The sequence below is a fragment of the Oscillatoria nigro-viridis PCC 7112 genome, assembly GCF_000317475.1.
Classification (GTDB): domain Bacteria; phylum Cyanobacteriota; class Cyanobacteriia; order Cyanobacteriales; family Microcoleaceae; genus Microcoleus; species Microcoleus nigroviridis.
In genome coordinates this window covers 3949479-3971199 of record NC_019729.1, presented here as the reverse complement: position 1 = coordinate 3971199, position 21721 = coordinate 3949479, and the positions used below count along the sequence as shown (strand labels likewise).

General features: G+C 48.9%; 9 protein-coding genes. 2 read left to right on the top strand and 7 right to left on the bottom strand.

All coding sequences use genetic code 11. The annotated features are described in order from the left end of the window. Positions 1 to 190 precede the first annotated feature (190 nt). Positions 191 to 4891 (bottom strand): sll1366 family intein-prone helicase, encoded by a 4701-nt coding sequence (locus OSC7112_RS42180; RefSeq protein WP_015177020.1) that lies wholly within the window; start codon positions 4889 to 4891, stop codon positions 191 to 193. 447 nt (positions 4892 to 5338) lie between these two features. Here OSC7112_RS42180 and OSC7112_RS16780 point away from each other — a divergent pair, with 447 nt between their 5' ends. Together OSC7112_RS16780 and OSC7112_RS16775 are read left to right on the top strand one after the other, a co-directional pair. Beyond that, complete coding sequence (locus OSC7112_RS16780) at positions 5339 to 7492, top strand: polyribonucleotide nucleotidyltransferase (protein ID WP_015177018.1); 2154 nt, start codon at positions 5339 to 5341, stop codon at positions 7490 to 7492. Between the two features lie 597 nt (positions 7493 to 8089). Continuing rightward, the gene (locus OSC7112_RS16775; RefSeq protein ID WP_015177017.1) at positions 8090 to 8467 is read left to right on the top strand and encodes a hypothetical protein; all 378 of its coding nucleotides are present in this window, start codon (positions 8090 to 8092) and stop codon (positions 8465 to 8467) included. Between the two features lie 62 nt (positions 8468 to 8529). Here OSC7112_RS16775 and OSC7112_RS42175 read toward each other — a convergent pair whose 3' ends face one another. From OSC7112_RS42175 to OSC7112_RS16745, 6 genes are all read right to left on the bottom strand, one after another. Next, positions 8530 to 9843, bottom strand: coding sequence for a Rid family detoxifying hydrolase (locus OSC7112_RS42175; protein WP_015177016.1), 1314 nt, complete (start codon positions 9841 to 9843; stop codon positions 8530 to 8532). A gap of 299 nt (positions 9844 to 10142) precedes the next feature. Further along, the gene (locus OSC7112_RS16765) at positions 10143 to 15470 is read right to left on the bottom strand and encodes a hybrid sensor histidine kinase/response regulator (RefSeq protein ID WP_015177015.1); all 5328 of its coding nucleotides are present in this window, start codon (positions 15468 to 15470) and stop codon (positions 10143 to 10145) included. A 51-nt stretch (positions 15471 to 15521) separates the two neighbouring features. Next, positions 15522 to 16340, bottom strand: a complete 819-nt coding sequence (locus OSC7112_RS16760) for an HNH endonuclease (protein WP_015177014.1) — start codon at positions 16338 to 16340, stop codon at positions 15522 to 15524. A 140-nt stretch (positions 16341 to 16480) separates the two neighbouring features. Continuing rightward, a complete protein-coding gene (locus OSC7112_RS16755; protein ID WP_015177013.1) occupies positions 16481 to 19576 on the bottom strand; it encodes a methyl-accepting chemotaxis protein in 3096 nt (1031 codons plus the stop codon). Between the two features lie 147 nt (positions 19577 to 19723). Further along, positions 19724 to 20257, bottom strand: a complete 534-nt coding sequence (locus tag OSC7112_RS16750; protein ID WP_041623211.1) for a chemotaxis protein CheW — start codon at positions 20255 to 20257, stop codon at positions 19724 to 19726. A gap of 277 nt (positions 20258 to 20534) precedes the next feature. Further along, positions 20535 to 21617: an RNA-guided endonuclease InsQ/TnpB family protein gene (locus OSC7112_RS16745; RefSeq protein ID WP_015177011.1), complete on the bottom strand. Its 1083-nt coding sequence runs from the start codon at positions 21615 to 21617 to the stop codon at positions 20535 to 20537. Between the last annotated feature and the right edge of the window lie 104 nt (positions 21618 to 21721).

The window sequence follows — 21721 nt, the reverse complement described above, 5'->3', positions numbered from 1 at the left end:
CCTATCTCCTTCTCTTCCCCTCTTCCTTCTTCCTTCTGGCTTCAATCGGGAATTGGGAATTGGGCATCGGGCATTGGCCCGCGCAGGTAATTGGGATGCTGAAGTCAGAAAGGAAAAAACAGCTATCCGTGTATCCGTGACATCCGTTCCGTGACATCCGTGTCGTGCTGTTGGGAATTGGCAATTAATATTATTCTTCTTCTGTTTCTATAATAGCATTGCGATCGAGAATTAGTAAATTGCGAAGTTGGTCTGTATCTAGTTCGGTGAGCCAGTTTTCGCCGGCGCTGACAACTTGTTCCGCTAGAGCTTTCTTACTTTCGATCATATCGTGTATTTTCTCCTCTAACGTACCCGTGCAGACAAATTTGTGGACTTGCACATTGCGGGTTTGACCGATGCGAAATACGCGGTCAGTTGCCTGATTTTCAACTGCGGGATTCCACCATCTGTCATAGTGGAAAACGTGGGTTGCTCTGGTTAAGTTCAAACCTGTGCCGCCTGCTTTTAAAGATAAAATCATAATCGGCGGGCCTTGGGGGTCGTGCTGGAAGCGATCGATCATTTCTTCCCGCTGCTGTTGCCGAATTCCTCCGTACAAGAACAAAACTTCTCGCCCTAAATGCTGTTCTAGATGCGGTTTCAGGAGTTTTCCCCATTCGGCAAATTGAGTAAAAATTAAAGCCCGATCGCCCTCCGCGATCGCCTCTTCTAACATTTCCACCAACCGCTGCAATTTCCCCGATTCCTGACTTTTAATCTCCAATTCTTTCGGCTTAGCTTCTGCTTTCACAAGAGCCGGATGGTTGCAAAGTTGCTTGAGTTTTACCAGCAAAGCCAGAATCATTCCCCGGCGCTGAATGCCTTCTGCTGATTCTAATTCCGCTATTGACTCTTCGACTATTTTTTGATATAATGCCGCCTGTTGAGTTGCCAGCCCGCAAAAGACAGTCATCTCCTGTTTTTCGGGCAAATCTTGGATGATTTCTTTGTCTGTTTTCAGGCGGCGGAGGATGAAAGGCCGAACGAGCGATCGCAAAGTCTGCAAAGATTCTCGATCGCCGTATTTCTCGATCGGAATTGCAAATCGGCGCTGAAAGAAATTGCGCGGCCCCAAATAGCCAGGATTCAGAAACTCCAAAATAGACCACAATTCTTGCAGTCTATTTTCCACCGGAGTTCCCGTCAGCGCAATTTTAAAAGATGCTTCTATTTGCCGCACTGCTTGCGACTGCTTCGCCTCGGAATTTTTAATATTTTGCGCTTCATCTAAAACCAATCCTTGCCACTTAATGCCTTGAAATTCCTTCGCATCGCGAAACACCAGCGTGTAACTGGTAATGATTAAATCCTTTCCCTTAATTTCAGCCGCAAATGCTTTGCCTTTAGCGCGTTTGTCTCCGTGGTGAACTAACACTTTCAGCGTCGGGCCAAATTTCTTGACTTCCCGCTCCCAGTTGCCCAATACCGATGTGGGACAAACCAGTAATGTTGGCGCTTCTAGAGAATCTTGTTCCTGTAAATGCAGGAGAAAAGTAATTAGCTGAATAGTATTGTGGCACAAGATATTATTGGCAACAAAATTGTGATGCTTGCTCACCTCAAAATCATAAACCCACCCGCTGTACTCAAAATTCTCAATTTCCTCTATCCGGCAATAAAAGACTTCGCGATCGAGTATAAGTTGCAAATTTTCTCGGACACTATTTAGCTGCGCTACATTGAGATTTGCATAAGCCTCTAGGGTTTGATTCGTCCATTTAGAAGGCTTTAGCTGGCGGTACTCCTGTTCTGCGGAACCACCAAGCACATTTTCCATACCTGCTACCACCTTTCCTAGGCTGATGCGGGAAAACTGCTGGGAACCGTTAATATAAACAGGATTGTGCATTCCGAAATGCCGTAGCGGCAGTTTGGTCATCTCCACTGCATCGGCAACAATATCCGAAACCGGAATTCCTTCGACATTTGTATTGGCAGTAACTTCGCAAATTTTCTCTAAATTTTGCTGTTTTTCTGGATAACCGAAGCCTATTTCCTGCAAAAATATGCGCGCTGAGTTACCGCCGAAAGCACCGATATAATAGGTGCGAAAAATCCCGCTGCCATTGGTGGCGCGTTTCTGCTTAGTGGCGATTCGCAGCCAAATTCCAAAGCGCCGCAGCAGTGTAGAAAGTTGTTGAATTATTAAAGGCGAAGCGGTGCTAATTTCGACAGTCCGCATTTTAGGAAGGACAGAACCTTCAGCATCAAAGTAGTTTCTGAGAAAAATCCGTATGCTGTCAAGATTGGCTTGCATGATGAATTGCGGGAAGCTTTTCTCGGCTGACAGCTTTCCCCACTCGTAGCCTTTAGCCTGAAGAAAGCTTTGGTACGATCGACTACACACAGCTAAATATGCTGCTCTTTGCTTACCGGGAGTACGAACTGCAGGATTATTTATTTCTATCCCATACTTTTTGCTTAATTGGTGAAGTGTGAAACGCAATTCTTCAATAACTGCCACATCTTTCTGCGTTATTGTGAGCGTTGCCCGATCGCGCTGCTCATGTCCCTCAGCAATCTGCCAAGCCAAAAACTTGACCAAATCGGGATCTTCCGGCTTTCCTTCCCAATACAATTTAGCAGGAACGCAAACATAGTCTCCAACCTTGAGGTCATTTGTCCAGCCATCGCGTCCTAACAATTTGTGGCGGCCGGTAATTGTGATGCTGCTACCGTCTTGTAGTTTGATGGTTCGCAACTTTTCTTGCACTGGCTGGCGGTAAAGCCGTCGAATAGGCGCCTGTACAATTTTGCCTGTTTCCTGATTTATGGAATTTACCAGTAATTGCTCGTTAGGTTCAGACCAAAAGCCCTCACCGTCGAATTCTGTTTTTCCGGCATAAGCTTCCCATATTTTTTCAGCTTTTTGTAAAAAGCCATTGACAAAAAGCAAGCTTTGTGGTAACAAGCATTTGCCGAGCCCCATATCGTCCGCGAGACAAGCACCCAAACCCCAGCGTTCTAAGAATGCTAACCAGCCTGCTCCTAGGGCTTGATAAGGCCGCAATTGTCCTCGGAAACTAGCGGGAGTTGCGATCGCACTTACGGCTTGATTATCGCTCAAAGTATTCAACAATTCCTGAAGTTGACCCGTAGCCTCAAAATTCACCACAGGCAATTTTTCGATCGTCTGAGAATCGCCCGACGCCAAACGCAAAGCATCCTCCAAAGAAAGAGTCATTTGCTCTTTGCGGCTGGCAAAAAAAGTTTGAGCCGCTTTCACATCCGGCGCGCGCAACTCCACCCACTCGCCGTTAATTTCCACCAAAGGCGAATTCAACGCGATCGACCTGTCAAATTCTGCCTTAGAAATGCGCTGTCCGCCGATCGTCAATTCCCACTTAAAATTTAGCAGACTTTGCAATCCCAACCCCCCCTTGCCGGGAGTCACTTTCGGAGTTTCCGCTTGAATGCTCAAACCCAAACGACTCGCCCAACCACCTGTCTTTGTCAAACTCGGCGGCAAAACCACGCCCAACCCGCTATCAGCAAACCGCCAAGCTACAGACTTAATAAACTCGTAAGCTTGCAGCGGATTTAATTGACAAGATTGAGGCCGCTGTGCTTGCAAACTCGGTTCAATTAACGGATAAAGTTTCGAGGCTAAACCCAAGCCACTGAGCAAAGTTTCTTGAGGCAATTCTATTGTCCGCCCCGCATAAGCCAAACGCTCGACTGAGTTGTTCCAAACAGTTGTCGCGTCTACCAAAAATTCCGCTTCATCTGCTGCTTGCAAACAATAATTTAAACTCCAGTTGGCTTTACCGGGCACTGGTGGTATGAGTTGAAAGCAAGTGCGAAATTGACTTTGTTGAGATAATTGGTTTTGCAGCGGTGCAGTCCAAGCACTCAGCTTGGTTGCCAAATTTTCCAAGGCTGCTGTTTCTACTTGAACTATCCCAGATTCCTGGTGCAAAGCTTGCAGCCAGTCGCGCACCGGAGAAACTGCTTTGAGTTCTAAAGTAGAGCTACCAGCAGATCGCACTTGACTATCTACAATACTACTCAAAAAGCCTAACACCAATTCCTCCGCCCCCATCGGCAAATCCACCGCTAAAGGCAATTGACTGGATTCTTCTTCCTTTTCCCCTCTTCCTTCTTCCTTCTTCCTTCTTCCTTCTTCCTTCGATTGATATGTTCGGCAAGCCGTCGGCATTTGCTTGACAAAAGTGGCGAGGCGGAGTGTATCTGTAGAACTATCTAACAGCGGTTGCCATTTGGCAATAGCAGAACCGTCCGACTGTTTCTCTAATCCAGGCAAAAATTTGCATCTTGCCAACAAATCCAAACTCCACCTAGCAATATGAGACCAAAAACGCAAATCTGAGCCGACAAAAGAGTCGGGCTCCGTGCTGTTAAGCGGTAGTGATTGCAAGAAAACAAAAGCTGCTTGAGGGTTGAGACAAAAACCCTCGACTTGCCAGGGATAAAGGTAAATTTCCTCGGTTTTAGCGGGTTCCTCAATTGCTGCTGCTGAGTGCTGCGGCATCAGATTTGAGTTCGATTCCCAGATGTGGGTGGGAAGTGCGATCGCCCGAACTTCCTTTTTAATTGAGGAGTTGGGGGCGGGAATTTCTTCCTTGGGAGTTTTGGGCGACCGCCTAGTTTTTTTGCTCTTTTCCGGTGGATTTTCTGCGGTTTCCGGTAATTGCCAGTTGAGTTTGCCCGACTGCTGCAAGGAATTTAGGAAAATCTTAAATTCCGATTCGGTCATTGCTAAGGGATGCGGTAAATTATTCCCTAATTCTAGGGTCTGAATCGCCTCAATTTTTCGCCAAGTTTCTCCCCAAATAAACAAGCAACTTTTTTCATTATCTAGGAGCCAACTGCCGTGTAAAATAGCCATATTTTTTACCCTAATATTTGTATTTAAGTGCGATGCTTGCTACAGCATTTATATGGATTTATGAAAATTTTATTTAAAACAAACCGAGCCAATTTTGAGCAGGATAGGAATTAGGTATAACCTGTATATTTAGGTACTTATGGCACACCTTACGGCTTATTCCCTGTCCTAGATAACTAAATCCCTCTTCATTTTTCCTTCAACGTCCCAATTGCCAAACGAAAATTCATCGTACCATCTATGGAAGGCGTTTAGCGGGCGATCGACCGGAGAATCGACCCCAGACTGCAAAAAATAATTTTCGAGTATAAATGCTTAGAATCGAGACGCAGACAGCCGATCGCGACGCGATTATCCCTGTCTTTTGGGGTCGGACTCTCAAACATCCTGTGGTAATGTTACGATCCCGACAGAGAAAGAATGTGGTAGATAAGGAAGCAGTGCTACATGGTAGAGATAGACAAGTCAATATCCTTCGATGGACGGGATATTAGACTGAAGATTGGTTTACTAGCGCCTCAAGCAGGCGGTGCAGTTTTGATTCAGTCAGGTGACACGGCGGTTTTGGTGACAGCGACTCGATCGCAGGGGAGAGAAGGAATTGATTTCCTGCCCCTGTTGGTGGATTACGAAGAGAGACTCTACGCTGGCGGTAAAATTCCCGGTGGATTTTTGCGAAGGGAAGGGCGTCCCCCCGAAAAAGTGACTTTGACTGGCCGTTTGATCGATCGACCGCTGCGCCCGCTATTTCCAAGCTGGCTGCGAGATGACATTCAAGTTGTAGCCACAACGGTTTCGATGGACGAACAAGTACCGCCGGACGTTTTGGCGGTGACGGGGGCTTCGGTGGCGATACTGCTGGGGAAAATGCCGTTTTACGGGCCGATGGCGGCAGTGCGAGTCGGTTTGGTAGGGGACGATTTCATCATCAACCCAACTTACAGCGAAATCAAAGAAGGCGAGTTGGATCTGGTGGTAGCCGGTTCTCCTGATGGAGTAATCATGGTGGAAGCCGGCGCCAACCAATTGCCGGAACAGGATATCATCGAGGCGATCGACTTCGGCTACGAAGCAGCCTGTGACTTGATTCAAGCCCAGCGCGAAATTATGGCAGAATTGGGGATCGATTTGGTGGTAGAGGAACGGCCATCCCTAGACTCGGCCCTGGAAAACTTTATTCGCGATCGCGCCCAAGAACCCATCCGCACCATTTTGTCAAGATTTGAAAAAGACAAAACAATACGGAATGCAGCATTGGACGAAGTTAAGGCAAATGCAGTCGAAGCTGCGATCGCCGAACTCCCGGAAGAAGACCCGGTAAAACTAGCGGCCACCGCCAACACCAAGGCGATCGGCAACGTTTTCAAAGACGTTACCAAAAAAATCATGCGCCAGCAAATCCTCGAAGATGGCGTCCGCGTAGACGGCCGCAAGCTAGACGAGGTGCGACCCGTTTCTTGTCGCGTAGGCGTGCTGCCGTCGCGAGTACACGGCTGTGCGCTGTTTAATCGGGGGTTGACCCAAGTCTTGTCCGCAGCTACCCTGGGAACCCCGGGCGACGCCCAAGACTTAGGAGACGACTTGCACCCGCAGCAAGACAAACGCTACTTGCATCACTACAATTTCCCGCCGTTTTCGGTAGGAGAAACCAAGCCGATGCGATCGCCCGGGCGGCGAGAAATCGGTCACGGAGCCCTGGCAGAACGCGCTTTGCTGCCGGTTTTGCCATCCAAAGAAGATTTCCCCTACGTCATTCGCGTAGTTTCAGAAATCCTTTCTTCCGACGGTTCCACCTCAATGGGTTCAGTTTGCGCCTCAACGCTAGCATTAATGGATGCAGGCGTTCCCCTTTCCCAACCCGTCAGCGGCGCGGCAATGGGCTTAATTAAAGAAGGCGATGAAGTCCGAATTTTGACTGACATTCAGGCAATTGAAGACTTCTTAGGCGACATGGACTTCAAAGTAGCCGGTACCGACACCGGGATTACTGCTTTGCAGATGGACATGAAAATCAAAGGTTTACCCTTAGATGTGATAGCCACCGCCATCCGCCAAGCAAAACCGGCCAGACTGCACATTTTAGAAAGAATGCTGGCAACCATCGACACTCCCCGCAAGGAAATGTCGCCGTTTGCACCGCGCTTGCTAACCCTGAAAATCGATCCAGAATTTATCGGTTTGGTAATTGGGCCAGGTGGCAAAACGATCAAAGCCATCACCGAAGAAACCGGTGTCAAAATTGACATCGAAGACGACGGAACCGTGACAATTGCTGGCAACGACAGCGAAAAAGCTCAACGGGCTTACAACATTGTCCAAGGCATGACGCGCAAGTTGAATGCAGGAGACGTGTATGTCGGCCGCGTAACTCGAATTATTCCGATCGGCGCTTTTGTGGAAATTTTGCCCGGAAAAGAAGGAATGATTCACATTTCCCAGTTAGCGGACTACCGCGTCGGGAAAGTGGAAGACGAGTTAGCTGTAAACGATGAAGTGATTGTCAAAGTGCGAGAAATTGACAATAAAGGTCGAATTAATTTGACCCGCTTGAATATTCATCCCGACGAAGCGGTAGCCGCCCGCGAAGCGCTGAATAAATAGTTTACGGTTGGTAATTGGTAATTACTTGTAGAGTAATTGCTAATTGCTAATTGGTAACTGGTGATTAGTAATTGCTAATTGCTAATTGAGATTAAATCTGATTGTTTCAGATTGATTTGGGAGTAGGTGCGCGACAGCGACAGATCGACAAAAGTGCGATCGGCTGTAGAAGTTAATAAAGTCGCGCACTTTACCCTCGGCGGTTAAAGCCGCAAATACATCAATGAAGTCCCAGCAGAGCGGGGAATCAAAAAAATATAAAGTATGCTTAGGTAGTTACTATAAATGATACGATATAGGCTTGTAAACCGCAGACATTGCAGGTGAAGATAGCAGGTTTGATTTTCATCAGCGTCTGTAGAAAAACGCAGATAAAGATGACATCAAGACCTCGTTACGAGCCCTAAGAGAATATTAGCCGTCATAGTGCAACCGATCCAGAGAAATGCGATCAAATGGCCAAGCGTCAGGGATGGGAATTAATCCGATGGGAAAAAACAAACGATTCGATACTTAAGGTTGATTGTGTCTTTGAAGGGTTGACAGAGTTTCCACCAAGTCCATACGAACCCGAACACGAGAGAGAGGAATAAATCAATGCCAAAACGGTTGATCGTTTTCAAAACAGAATCGCTTTCTTCCCCTGGATGGGAGGATAGATTGCTTTCCCATACAGGTGCTCTCACGAGTATCCTAGCAGAACACTACGACTACTCAAACAAACCTCTCCCTCAAACGGGCGATCGCCTGCGAAACTTTGCCCAATTTAAGGAGAGTGCAGATCCTAAATCCCCTGCTGCCAGCACTCACGTTCGCTGGGGAGATTGGGAGGTTTCGCGCGTAGAGGAGTACAGGCCTGAAATTCCGAATGCTGAATATGACTGTTTAGCGGTGTGCTACTGTTGCTATTCACCCATTGAACCCGAGTGGAAAGAATTGCCGAAAATTCAAGTTTCCCAACTGCAAAAACATTAAAAAACAGAATATCCACATACCCAACTTCTTCAAAAAGTCGGGTATGTAAAAAAAAGCTCAAATCAAATCACGGCAATACAGTCAATCTCAACTAACACATCTTTCGGCAAACGCGAAACCTCCACACAAGCGCGCGCCGGTGCAGTTGCCTCATCAAAATATTTCCCATAAACCGCATTCACAGTGGCAAAATCATTCATATCTTTGAGAAAAACCGTAGTTTTTACCACATCCAACCAAGTAGCGCCCGCTGCTGTGAGAATCGCTTCGATATTTGCCATAACTTGTTCGGTTTGTTTTGCCACGTCGTCGGTGTAGACAATATCGTTTAGTCTAATGTCGATCGCAATTTGGCCTGCTACAAACAGCATAGTGCCCGTAGCGGCGATCGCTTGATTGTATGGGCCCACGGGTGCCGGTGCTTTGTCAGTACGAATAATTTTGCGCGTCATAGATGTCATTTTTTGGAATAATTTTTCGGAGGTTTCCGGCTGGTAGAGTTCTCCGTCAGAGGTTTCAGGCTGGTAGATTTCTCCATCGGGCATTATAGCACCAGTTAAGTCTGCATTTTCAATATCCCAGCCATAACAATCACACCAACTAAAGTCTACCCTTTTTAAGTTTGCTTTTATCAGATTAGCTCCGGTCAAATTAGAAGATCGTAGATTGGCTCTTTCTAGATTTGCACCTTGCAGACAAGCATATTTTAGATTTGTACTGTCCAGTTTTGCTTGTTCTAAATTGGCCTTAGTCAAATTCATTCTTGACAGATTCACTTTGTGCAGATTAGCTTTCTGGAATTTAGCTTTTTGAAGTTTGGCCGATGTCAATATCGCCTCATTCAAATTTGCCAGAGTTAAGTCAGCTTCCACTAAGTATGCCTCAGTCAAATCAGCCTTATTCAAATTCGCTTTACTTAGGTTCGCTTTATGCAAAGAAGCTACACGTATGTCAGCACTATCTAAACTTGCACTGCTCAGATTTGCTTCGTCTAAATTGACACCAAACAATTTAGCGTTATTAAAGTTGGCTCCTGTCAGAGTTCCCCGCTCTAAATTAGCATAATTTAAAGTAGCACTACTAAAGTTGGCCCAACTCAAATCTGCACCACTCAGGTCTGCCCAACCCAAATTTGCTGAAGAAGCGCCTACTAAACTGCTCAAATTAGCATTTGTCAGGGATGCTTTAATAAGATTGGCACTATTAAAGTTTACTAGAGTTAGATTTGCTTCACTCAAGTCTGCACCCGATAGATTGGAACCGTATAGATCTATTCCACTCAAGTCCGCACCTTTGAGGTTTTCTTCTCTAAGGTCTGCTTTTTGAAAGTTGCGCTGTCCTGCTGCGTATCTTTCTAAAAGTTCTTCAGCTTTCATAAATAACCGATCGCCCTTCCGCTACACCCCACTTTCCCAGCCTACCACCAAAACCGAAAGCGCGATCTAAATCCGCATCAATCCATTTTCATCTGCGGTCAATCAACTCCCTTTTTCAACCGCAGATAAACACAGATAAACCCAGATAAATTATATCAAATTCGTCCTTCCTCAGAATCATCGATCTCTCTGTTCTCTTTCTCTGCGTTCTCTGTGTCCTCTGCGGTTTAATCAATCCAATTTCATCTGCGATTAACAAATTCCCATTTTTCAACCGCAGATAAAAGCAGATTTACACATTAAACACCAACCGGAGCACCAACAACCTCACCTTTCAACATCCGAGAAGCAGCATCAAGCAATTGCTCCTCCAAATAAGGCTTAGTGAAATAGCCCTTCGCGCCCAAACTGTAAGCCATTTGGCGGTGTCTGTCAGCACCGCGAGAAGTTAACATCGCGATCGGCAATTCACACAAAACAGCATCTTTCTGCATCCGAGAAAGCAGTTCCAAACCGTCCATTCTCGGCATTTCAATATCGCAGAAAACGATATCGCAAGGCAGACCAGATTTCATCTTTTCCCAAGCTTCCTTACCGTCGCGGGCTTCTTCCACACGATAGCCAGACTTCTCGAAAGTAATCGACAACAGCGATCGCACGGTAATCGAATCATCCACAATCAGCACAGTAGGCTCAGTCTTCTCGATTTCCGCCTCGGCAGCAGCCCGATCGCCCTCATCCCAAAGCGTACCGCCAGTGTCCTTCCGCAGCCTTCCCGTAGCCAAATCGATCAGTTCCAGAACATCCGCAATCGCCACGATCCGACCGTCCCCGAGCACGGTGGCCCCAGCAATCCCGATCGGCTTCGGCACCGGCCCCTCCAACGGCTTGATCACAATTTCCTGTTCCGTCGAAACCTGATCCACCTGCACCGCCAAGAAATTGCCAGCAGAGCGCAGCACGATCACCGAAATCATGTCATCGTCAGTATTAAACCCGTAAACACTGCCCCGGCCCAAATGGCGGCTGTAAGCCAGCAAATCCCGCAGCGGCCGGAACGGCAAGCTTTGACCCCGCCACTCAATGCAAGGCAAACCGTCGGCCCCCGTCGTCACCTGATCGCGAGGCACATCGATCATATCCTCGACCCCATCCATCGGGAAAGCAATGCGAGCGCGATCGCTAATGCAAGTCAGAGCCTTAGAAATGCTCAACACCAGAGGCAAACGGATGGTAAACACAGTCCCCTTGCCGATGGTTGAATCGATCGACACAGTTCCCCGAATCTCCTGCAAGGAAGTCTGCACCACATTCATACCGACCCCCCGGCCTGCATACTCCGTCGCCTGTTCCTGAGTGCTGAAACCGGGCATAAACAGCAAATCGTAAACTTCCGAGCGAGACATCCTCTGAGCCTGAGCCGCCGTCAGCATACCCTGCTTAATCGCCTTCGCCTTCACCCTTTGCGGGTCAATTCCCGCCCCGTCGTCAGAAACCGAAACCACCGTTTGGTTCCCTTGGTGGAAAGCGCGAATCGTAATCCTGCCGACAGCAGGCTTCCCAGCCGCCAGACGCACCTCCGGCGCTTCGATCCCGTGAGTAATCGCATTGTTCACCAAGTGAGTCATCGGGTCATAAAGCTGATCCACAATCATCTTGTCGATCAAAATATCCTTACCCTCAACCTGCAACTGAGCTTGCTTCCCGCACTTAATCGCAATTTCCCGCACCGCCCGGAACAGCCTGTCCGTCGTCTCCGCAAACGGCTTCATCCGGGCGCGAGTCAAACCTTCTTGCAGTTGAGTAGTGACTTGTCGCAGTTGGCGAGTCACCTGATCCGCCTCATCCACCAAAAACTCAATGTCCGCCGCCGACTCCCGCACCCGCACGATCAGCTCGATAATCTCCTGAGCCAAACTGTGGAAAGGAGTAAACCTGTCCATTTCCTCCGGTCTCCAGGCACTGTCCCTGGTACTGTCCCTGGTTGGGGCCGCATCCTCAGAGCGCCAGCCCGATCGGTGTCCCTGCCGGTTTGCCAGCAAAGCAATCTCCAAAAGACTCCGCTCGTAGAAATCCTGAGTCCGCTGGCTCACATCGCTCAGCAGCGTTACCTGGTGCAGCAAATTGTCCAAAAACTGCCGCATCCGTTCTTGGTCTTGCTCCAAACTGTTGCGGTTCACAACCAGTTCCCCCATCAAATTGCTGAGGTTGTCCAGTTGCTTGACCGGCACCCGCATCGTCTGGTCGCCGAACCCGCCCGCGCGGGCATTCCGCCTGGGTCTGTTGATCGCCGAGGGCCCCATATTGCCTTCCCCTTGGCGGCCGCCGTCCTTGGGTTCTTCCAGCAGTTTTTCCAAATCGCCAAATTCGTCGTCGCTCTCATCGGCGGCAGCGCGGGGAGCTTTACTAGCAGTGGTCGCCGGTAGCCCGTGAATTTCCGGCATAGTTGCGCTCTCGCTGAGGAGCTCTTCGAGATCCGAGAAAACTTCTGTATTTACCGGACTCTGATTTGTACTTCCAGAAGCTGCTATAACAGCTCCAGCACCACCGGCAATTAACAGTGCTTCTAAATCGTCAAAATTGCCTTCTTCGGCATCCTCATCGCCTGATTCTGCCTCGCCAAAAAAGTCGGCCAGCGACCCCTCTTCCAACTCCGAGGAATCGGGCTGGGCCGACTCGTCCTCAGCGTCCCAAAAGCCCGTCGTCAGTTCCGAAGTCACCAGAACTTCAGCATCGATGGAATCCAACAAATCATCAAAACCCATCAAAATCGAGTTGTTGAGAGTAGCGCCGGTTTCCATCGCCGAGAGCAAGTCAGCATCGCCCTCAAACATACCATCGAGAGATTCTGCAGGCAGCGGCTCTAAATCCGCACTCAAAAAATCCGTTTCCAGGGCATTAAACAAATCATCTTCGCCCTCAGACTCTCCGGCAACATCTATTTCGGCTCGATCGAACAAATCCGCACCCAGCTCGTCGAACAAATCACCGGCAGGTTGGGCAGACAATTCCTTCACATCCACAGTTGCGCCGTCATCTGGCGCCGCTCCAGCATCGCCTGGGTGCACCATGCCTTCCCCAAACATATCCTCCAAGAAATCGAAAGCTGCGGCCTCATCAGATTCAACATTTGAAATTTCCGACTCAGGACGATCGTCGGACAAAGCCCCAAATTCAACCTCTGCCGAATTTGTCAAACCTTGGTCGGAAACAGCGGCACCATTGTTCTCGAACAAACTCCCCAAGTCGCCCTCATCAACTCCCACCCCGGCACTCAGCAATTCTGAATTCCCATCATTGGGCCAGCCCCCAAGGGCTTGCCCCGAAGCTTCTCCGTCATACTCAGTACCTGTAGGTACAGAACCGAACAGCTCGGCCAAATCTGCGGCTTCTCGGGAAGTAGTCGCTCCTTGCCGATCCCGCACAGTCTGTTCATCCTCCGAAATCGCACCCGAGGTCATATCCCCAAACAGCGCATCTAAATCCGTATCGTCCAGATCCAGGTTGAGCGATTGCACAGACTCGTCTTCCATGCCGAAAGCATCTTCTAGCCAGTTTTCATCCGCAGAGATATCTAAATCAGAATTTGATGTCATGTTAAGAACGTTGCCTCTTTCCTCATTTTGTGCGATGCCTGCAACTCGATCTCGATCGCCCGCGTTCTCCTCACCTTCGTCTTCTGAAGAAAGGAAATTAGAAGTAATCCCCAACAGCTCGCTCAAATCCGAATCCTCGCCAAGCTCAGAGATCGACTCGAAATCATCCATTACAGGCAGAGCAAGCGCTTCGGCATCCGCTGAATCACTATTGCCCCCCCCCGCAGCAGGCTCCTGCGATTCTCCGTCTAAAGCCTCCGACTTCAGGGAATACTCCGAAGAGACTGCCGGCACACCCGTTGCCTCAGATAAGCCTAAATCGCCGAACAAGTTATCGAAATCAGCATTGTCTGTAACACCTGCAGAAGTTTGAGCCGCCACTTCGTCCAAAAGCGTACCGAGAGCATCTTCGTCCGCTTGTCCCCTCGCTGGGGCCGCGGTGTCGTCTCGCCGCTCACCGCCCCTACCGTTACCCGTTTTAAGCTGTTGGCGAGTTAACCCCTGGCTCGAACCCGCATTTGTCTGACCTGCAGCTACTGCCGAACCCTCTGCCTCCTCTCCAAACAGCACATCCTCCCCAAACAAACTCGTCAGGTCGTCAATCGGAGGCGTCGTCTTCGTTTCCGAACTTTCGGTATCATCGTATTCGTCAAACAACAAATCAGTAAAATCGCCGGAATTGTCATCGTCTGACCCCAGCATTCCCGCCGATATCCCTGAAGACTGTGCATAGTCGAGGTCTTCTTCTTCTTCCCAAGCGCCGTCGAGATCCGGGGACTCGCCGTCAAACAAGTCAGCTAAAGTGTTGAGTTCTGCCGCGCCCACTTCCGGGCCGGTGCGGGTCGAGCCTCTAAAAGCACTCGTCTCTATATCCGATTCTGCGAAGGCGGAATCCTCGTCGAACTGGGCCGATCGAATGCCACTGTCATCGTTGCTGTCGCCGCTGTCGAGTTGGTCGAACAGCTCGTCTATACTCACCCCAGAAATAGTCGGCAGCAACTTGTTCAATCCATCCGGGACATCGCCCGAACCCACCAGTTCCCAAGCCTCATCCTCAACAGAAACCACATTTGTCCCGGATTTACTCGGTTGAGCGAAGGCCAGCAAGTCTTCAAAATCCGTTTCTGGAACCTGAACAGCCGGCAGCAGCGACAGAAGTTTTGCGCTCGGTACGATCGACGATTCTAGACCAGAAATTACCAGTTCTTGCGCTTGTTTGATGTCTTTGATCACCGTTGGGGCTAAGGTGCGGTAGGTATTTTCTGGGTTGGCGATCGCCTTGGATACAGCTTGGATCAATTCTATCCAGCAGGGCAGTTCAAATTGTTCCCCTGTCCCGAGCAAGTTCTGACAAATGTTCTTGAGTTGCCGCCTGCTTTCTGGCCCTTCGGGCTGTTTGAACTCTTGCAGGAGTTCCCGCATCCTCGCCGGCACGTCCGAGTCAAATACTAGCTGCAGCGCGCTGTCTTCTGTTTCTCTGACATCAGGTGCGTAAACAGACGGCGAATCCGGAAAACTCCTTGATGAGGCAAACGCCCCGACTCCGATCCCCGCCATAACTGGTTCGGGTACGGCCAGAGCGATGCTCTCGTCTGGATGGTATTCTCCGTGTCCGACGAGTCCCCCCAAGTGCCCGTTGAGCTCTTCAAATACTGGTTCTAATTCTCGAACCATCTGTTCTCCCAATTCTTCTGTCAGTCCAAAAGGCCCCGACAGTTGCTCTAACAGCCCTTGCAATGTGTCAAAAATTCGCAGAAACAGGGACTCTAGCTGTTGGTCTACTTTAACGCTGCACTCTTTTAATACTTTAAAACTATCTTCTAGTCGGTGAGCTGTTTGCTGAATGCTGGTCAGCCCCAGCATTGCTGCTCCTCCTTTGACAGAGTGAGCGGCCCTAAATACTTCGTTGACCAGTTCTGGGTCTTCGATCGTGGTTTGCAGATTCAGCAACCCTTGTTCGATCGTATTGAGGTGGTCTTTTGCCTCCTCAATAAAGTAGCCCATTATCCTCTGTTGTTGCTCCGGTAGCATAGTTTTATTCCTGATTTTAAGCGTTATTGTATTGGGTCTATGTTAGTAGTTCTAGAGAAGCTCTCTGTATATCTCGCCCCTTGCCAAGAGAATAATCTGACTGCGAGATATGGCAAATGTCCTGGCTATTTTTCTTTTCGATATCCCCTCACTTAAAAGATAGCGAATCTCCCGCACTTGTTCGGGTTTTAGTTTGCGGTTAGGACATATCTTGCCGGGAACGAAAGGAAAGCGGTTTTTCTCTATAGCATCGCGGGAGTTATCGGCGGGGGTTCCTTCCCACAAATGGTCGGGATTGACACAACCGCGATCGTCGCAACTGTGGCACGCAAAATAACCGGGTTTAACAGGTCTTCCCAGTTTGTGTTCCAGTACAAGTCTGTGAGCGTAGAAACTTTTTGTTTGGCCATTAATTTTAGTACCCTTAATGGCGTAACCATCACTTCTTTTAGCCAAGGTACAAATCATGCAGCCGTTCTGCTGTATTTCAGCGCGAATGCCTGGAATTACTTCTAGGCCTCGCACTTGTTTTTGAGGTTGAGGAGCCGATGTAATTCCTACATCTTTAATCCGTCCTTTCTTAAACCTATCTTGAGAATTTTCAAGTCTAGAACCTTCCCATAAATGGTTGGGATTGATGCAGTTGCGGACATCGCAAGTGTGGCAAGCAAAGTATTCTGATCTAATCGGACGACCTAAAATATTTTCTAATACTAAACGGTGAACAGTAAACGTTTTCCATTCACCGTTAATGCGAAGTCTTTTATTGGCATAGCCACTGCTAGATTTGGTTAGGGTAGAGATAATACAGCCCGTCGGCTGAACTTCACCAAAGATGCCCGGTATTACCTCTACTATGTTATCGTCCATCTGTGCAACTCCTACTTCCTTTAGGTGTTGAATTAGCATCCCCGCAGGGCTTTCAAGACTGCGAGGTTGCTTTTTCTATGCCATCATTGCCACACTAATGTGCTGGTAAATCAGCCTATAAAAAAGCAGTAGACACTTAATTATTGTCTTTCTGCTGTTTCTACTCGGAATCTTTCTACCGATGTCAAAAGGTCGCGAGCAACGCCTACCAAATTTTGCAAAGCACCAGAAACTCGCTGCGCTTCTTGTGACGTTTCCTGAGCGGTCAGCTCGACAGCTTGCATCACCGAGGCCACGGCGCGAGCTGTTTCGTTTTGCTCTACAGTGTCGGCAGTAATCGATCGCACTAACACGTCAATTCGGTTAGTTACTTGAATGATATCTTCAAGCGATCGCTTCGCCTGTTCTGCCAATTTTGTCCCCTCAATAACCTGCTGCGTCCCTTCTTCCATCGCCGTCATTACCGCGCCGGTTTCGCTTTGAATTTGCATCACGATCTGTTCGATTTCTTTCAAAGACTTCGCCGATCGATCTGCCAATTGTCGCACCTCGTCTGCCACGATCGCAAAACCCCTGCCCGCTTCCCCAGCTCTCGCCGCCTCAATACTGGCGTTGAGGGCCAACAAATTCGTCCGGGAGGCGATCGTCGCAATTAAAGCCACAATCTTAGAAATTTCTTGAGAAGCTTCCGCCAACCTCTTGACTTTTCTCGTGGTTTCTGCTACCGTTTCTCGAATTTCCAAAATCCCGGCCACCGTCCGCTCCACAGCCTCGCCTCCTTTCAGAGCCGTTGCCGCCGCGCCCCGGGCCACTTCTTCCGCCTCTCTAGCGCTCTCTGCAACCCGCTGAATCGCGTCGGTGAGGACTTGCACCGAATTCAGGGTTGCCGCCAGTTCCTCAGCTTGCCGCAGCGCGTCGGAAGACAAATCGCCCGCAAACTTAGCACTATCCGTAGCGCCTTTGCTGACCTCCCGAGCCGCCTGCTTCACCTGATGGACAATTTCGCGCAGATTTTGAATTGTCAAGTTAAACGAGTCAGCAACAGCACCCAAAACGTCTGCGGTCACTTCCGCAGTCACCGTCAAGTCGCCCCGGGCCGCTCCTTCCACATCGTCTAGCAAGCGAATCACTTGGCGCTGCAAGTCTTCTTTTGCCTGTTCCTGCTCGTCAGACTTGCGCCTGGTATCGCTAATCGTGGTTTGGATTACCTTCGCCATGTGGTTGAATTTAGCAGCCATTTTGCCAAATTCATCTTCCGAGAACACCGTAGCGCGAGCGTCCAAAGTTCCTTGAGATACCGCATCGAACTGAGCCTGCAAATTGTCCGACGACTTGCGTACCTGCCTGGCGATCAACTGGCCGATGCCCCAAGAAGTTAAAAAGCTGGTAAAGCCTGCGGCTGCCGTCATTACCCAGCCTGTTTGGCGCAGGTAAACGATCGCCTCCGGTTTGTCTTGCCGCAGAGCTTGATAGGAGGCAATGTTGGTGACGAAAGCCACAGCTACCAGAGAAACCAGTCCCGCCCCGATTGCCGTGTACAACTGTTTTGTAAACAAAGGGGCATTTTCCAAGAAAGCCAGTCCCCCCTGTTCTACCGTGACCGAAGTATCGACCGCTTCTGTTTCGCTGGGAGAAAAAGTCGGCACCGACGCATCAGCCGGGCCGTTTATGCTAAATATTTCGTCATCCCGAATTGCTGAGCCATCGCTGTTGTCAAAGTCCAGGCTGCTGCCGGTCGTTCCCATCATGCCGCTGGTCGAGTTGCCGAAATTGGTGTTACCTCTAGTCAAGATCGAACTGGTGGCATCTTCTGAGATATCAAAGTCCGGCAAATTCCCGAAATCGTCAAATTCGTCAAATTCGTCTAAAAAGTCGCTGTGTTCTTGAGCGTTCCCAGTTTTTGACGACCAGGCGCTGCTGTTCTTGTTGGATGCTCCGAAAGCTGTCGCTTGTTCGTTTTCGTCGAAAGAGAAAGAATCGCTAAAAGCGTCGTCTTCAAAAGCATCTAACTCGAAGTTGTCTCTAGAGCCAAATGCCGGGGGTTCCGAGTCGCTGTAACCGTTGCTGTTGGCGGAGGCTGAATCGACTGAATTAAATTGTCCGCGGCTCGACCTTGACGAGTGAGAGTTGGGGACAGCACCTCCCATCAACAGCGTTTCGTCTTCCGCCAGCGAATAGTTTGACGAGTAGTCCGACCCGTTATTCGGCTGTTTGTTTTGAGGTCGAGAAGACCCGAAACCAGACGAGGGCATCGCCTCGGCAAAGGGGTCTTCCTCTTCGGGCCCAGGTGCGTTATGACCGTAATTTTGGCCGCTCAGGGGCGGGGATTGGTAGTCGTAGTCGGAGTTATCGTCGAATTCGCCTGGCAAATCTAGCGCAGCAAAAGGTTCGCCAAAATTGTCCGAGGGCCCGATGGGGGAGTCTAGTTGGTTCGAGTCGAAGGAATTTCCGCTTTCTGAAGAGGCAAAACTTTGACCGTTGAGCATCTGAGTCGGAGCTTCTGAAAACGAATCTCCTGAGTAAGGTGCGCTTTTGGCAGACAGTTTGCTGCTAGACACGTCAGCAGCATCAAACCCTCCATCATCTAAGACAAAAGGGTCTCCAAAGTCCGAGCCGGCAAACTCGTCTATGTCTAGCGAGTCGGAGGTCTCAGCATAAGCTGCCATTCCGCCGCTATCGCCACCAAAGGGGTTAGAATGTGAGGCTAAATCTTCTGGGACTGAGCCTGCGCGATCGTCGTCTTCTGCTTCCCACTCCAAGCCACTCATGCCCAAGTCTGCCAAGTCCTCGTTTTCCATTTCGTCTGGGGATTGACTTCTATAGGAAAGGGATGGTGAATTTCCTTGGAAAAGTCCCAAATCAGGGTCTTCTAACCCTTCATCGAGAGATAAGTCTGGGTAGAATTCTAATTCAGTTTCAGCAGACAAAGCCTCGAAATTTTCCGTTTGCAGTTCTCCAGATAAAAATTGGTCTGTGTAGGTAATTCCGCTGTGAGCGTGTTCCACCAAACTCTGGTCGTCACTCAGGCCTAGCACAACCGTGTACTGTTCCCGCGCCACCTCATACTGTTGCAGTCCGTAGCAGTAAATGTGTCCGCACAGCAGGCGAGCGCTGGGGTCTTCGGGAAAATCTTCTACTAATTGATAAACTAGGGCTGCGGCTTCTGAATAATTGCCATCCATGTAGGCCGCTTCTGCCCGTTGGTAGTCCTGCTGAAAGTTGGTACTTGTTGCCATTTGCCGCCCTCTTTGGATTTTAGATTTTAGATTTGAGATTTTTGATTTTTATCTTGAATTGAATGTTTAGATGCGCGCCTCAAGTCGTGTGACTGTTGATGGTTAGACCTCAATCGAAAATCGCAAATCGCAAATCTAAAATCGATTTCACGCTGCCCACCGCGCCGAGCGCAGAATTTTCACTTGATCTAGCAGTCGGAGCACTTTCTGAGCTGGTGCACCTAACATCCATTCTCCCCTCAGAAATGGAATCATGCCGTCTGGTGCATTGTTCTGAGAGTGCAGTTGCTCTACGTCGAGCCAGGCCATCCCCACAATTCGATCGACTGCCAGCCCCAAAATCGTGTCTTGGTCTTCCACAGCCACGATCGGGATTTCGGGTCTATCTGTGTTCAGAGGTGTTTGGTCTCCCAGAAATTGGCCGAGGTCTGCCACCCAAATCACTCGTCCTCTCATATTTAGCGTACCTAAAAGTAAAGAGGAAACGTTGGGGATCGGTGTCATGCGGTCTGGGGACGGGGATAGTACCTCTCTAATCCCTGTCGCTGGCAGTGCGAACTCGTTCCCCGAAGGAACGTAGAACCGCAGGTGCAGCTCGCCTTCGGGAGTTTCTAGTTCTTGGAATTCCGGAGCCGGATCTACGCCTAGTCCTGGTAATATAAAGTCTGGGCTACCGCTAATCATAATTCTGACACCTGCATTTCTAGCAAATTGTTGAGGTTTCCCGCCAAGAATAACCCGATCGAAACTTCGACGGTCTAAACTTGACACAGCCAAGCTTGACACAGCTAAGGGGTGAATGGCGCGACTGCCGCAGGTCCTTGGCAATAAATTTGCTGCTTTGTAAAACTTACCTAAACTTTTCTAAAGCCATCTTTAGAGCATCGGAGTTTACTTCCTACGCTGTTGGGTAGTCGGCTATCCCAAGATCCGCAGGCTATCCCCCGACCGCCGAGGGTTAAGAGTTAAAAATATTAACCCTGGCCTTCCAATCGCGATCGACAGATCTACCACAAGCAGGACAATCAAAAGTCCGAAAACCCAGTGGCATATCTTTTTTGCTGCCATAATTAGAGCAAGTTTTAGAACTGGGAAACCATTGGTCTACCAGCACTAAATTCGCTCCATACATTTTGCATTTGTAATCGACTTGACGCTTGAACTCGTAAAAGCCCAGGTCGGATATCGCCCCCGCCAGCTTGTGATTTGCCATCATGCCTTTTATATTCAAGTCTTCTATTTTGATGAGCTTGAAAGTCTTGGCTAAGTAAGTTGTTAACTTGTGCAGTAAGTCTAAACGAATACGAGGTATTTTCGCGTGAAGTCGCCTGCTTTTGTTGTAAGTTTTACGCTGGTTATTGGAACCTTTTACCTGTCTTGAAGCTTGACGTTGTAAAGTTGCAAGTTGGGTTTTCGCACGGGCTTTCAACGGTTTTGGTGCGTCAAAAACTTGCTGGTTTGACAGCATGGCAAAAGATTTAATACCTACATCGATTCCTACAGAGCTTTTGGGCTGTTGAACTGGTAGACGTTCCGCATCCACACAGAATGAGACCAACCAGCGACTTCCTTCTTTTGAGATAGTGAAAGTTTGAGACACGTAACCGCATTCTAGTGGCTCGTAAAGCCGAAACGTTTCCAATCTAGGAATCTTAATGGTTTTGCCAGCACTTAGCAGAACTTTCCCATTGAATGAATCTACCCTAAAAGATTGACCGTGACGGCGGCTGGCGAATTTTGGATGACCTGCTTTCCCGGCACGATAGCGACTAAACGCATCTTTCAAGTCAATTAATGCGTTTTGGTAGACTCGGCTAGACAACTGGTTCATCCAAGCGAATTCAGCTTGCTTCTTGACGTGGTTGGTGAGAACTTTTTTAACTTCCTTAAGCACCTTGGAGTCCGAAAGCTTGCCCTCACTATATATTTGAGTCCGCAAACTTAACCCGCAATAGAAGACGACCCGCCTCCATCCTGCGTGCTTTGCCATCAAGGTCGCTTCGTTGTTATTCAATTTTAGCGCTCGTTTGACGGCAAACATAGTTAAGCTTACCTAGAGTTGCGGGTTTGCTCAATTATAGACAAGTTTAGAAAACTATTTGGCGATTTAGTCTAACTCTGTGCATCAGTTTTTCGGAGCGGCTA

Coding starts and splice junctions, on each gene's coding strand:
- OSC7112_RS16760 (WP_015177014.1), bottom strand. CDS start 16,340: ATGGACGATAACATAGTAGAGGTAATACCGGGCATCTTTGGTGAAGTT.
- OSC7112_RS16755 (WP_015177013.1), bottom strand. CDS start 19,576: ATGGCAACAAGTACCAACTTTCAGCAGGACTACCAACGGGCAGAAGCG.
- OSC7112_RS42175 (WP_015177016.1), bottom strand. CDS start 9,843: ATGAAAGCTGAAGAACTTTTAGAAAGATACGCAGCAGGACAGCGCAAC.
- OSC7112_RS16775 (WP_015177017.1), top strand. CDS start 8,090: ATGCCAAAACGGTTGATCGTTTTCAAAACAGAATCGCTTTCTTCCCCT.
- OSC7112_RS16780 (WP_015177018.1), top strand. CDS start 5,339: ATGGTAGAGATAGACAAGTCAATATCCTTCGATGGACGGGATATTAGA.
- OSC7112_RS16745 (WP_015177011.1), bottom strand. CDS start 21,617: ATGTTTGCCGTCAAACGAGCGCTAAAATTGAATAACAACGAAGCGACC.
- OSC7112_RS42180 (WP_015177020.1), bottom strand. CDS start 4,891: ATGGCTATTTTACACGGCAGTTGGCTCCTAGATAATGAAAAAAGTTGC.
- OSC7112_RS16765 (WP_015177015.1), bottom strand. CDS start 15,470: ATGCTACCGGAGCAACAACAGAGGATAATGGGCTACTTTATTGAGGAG.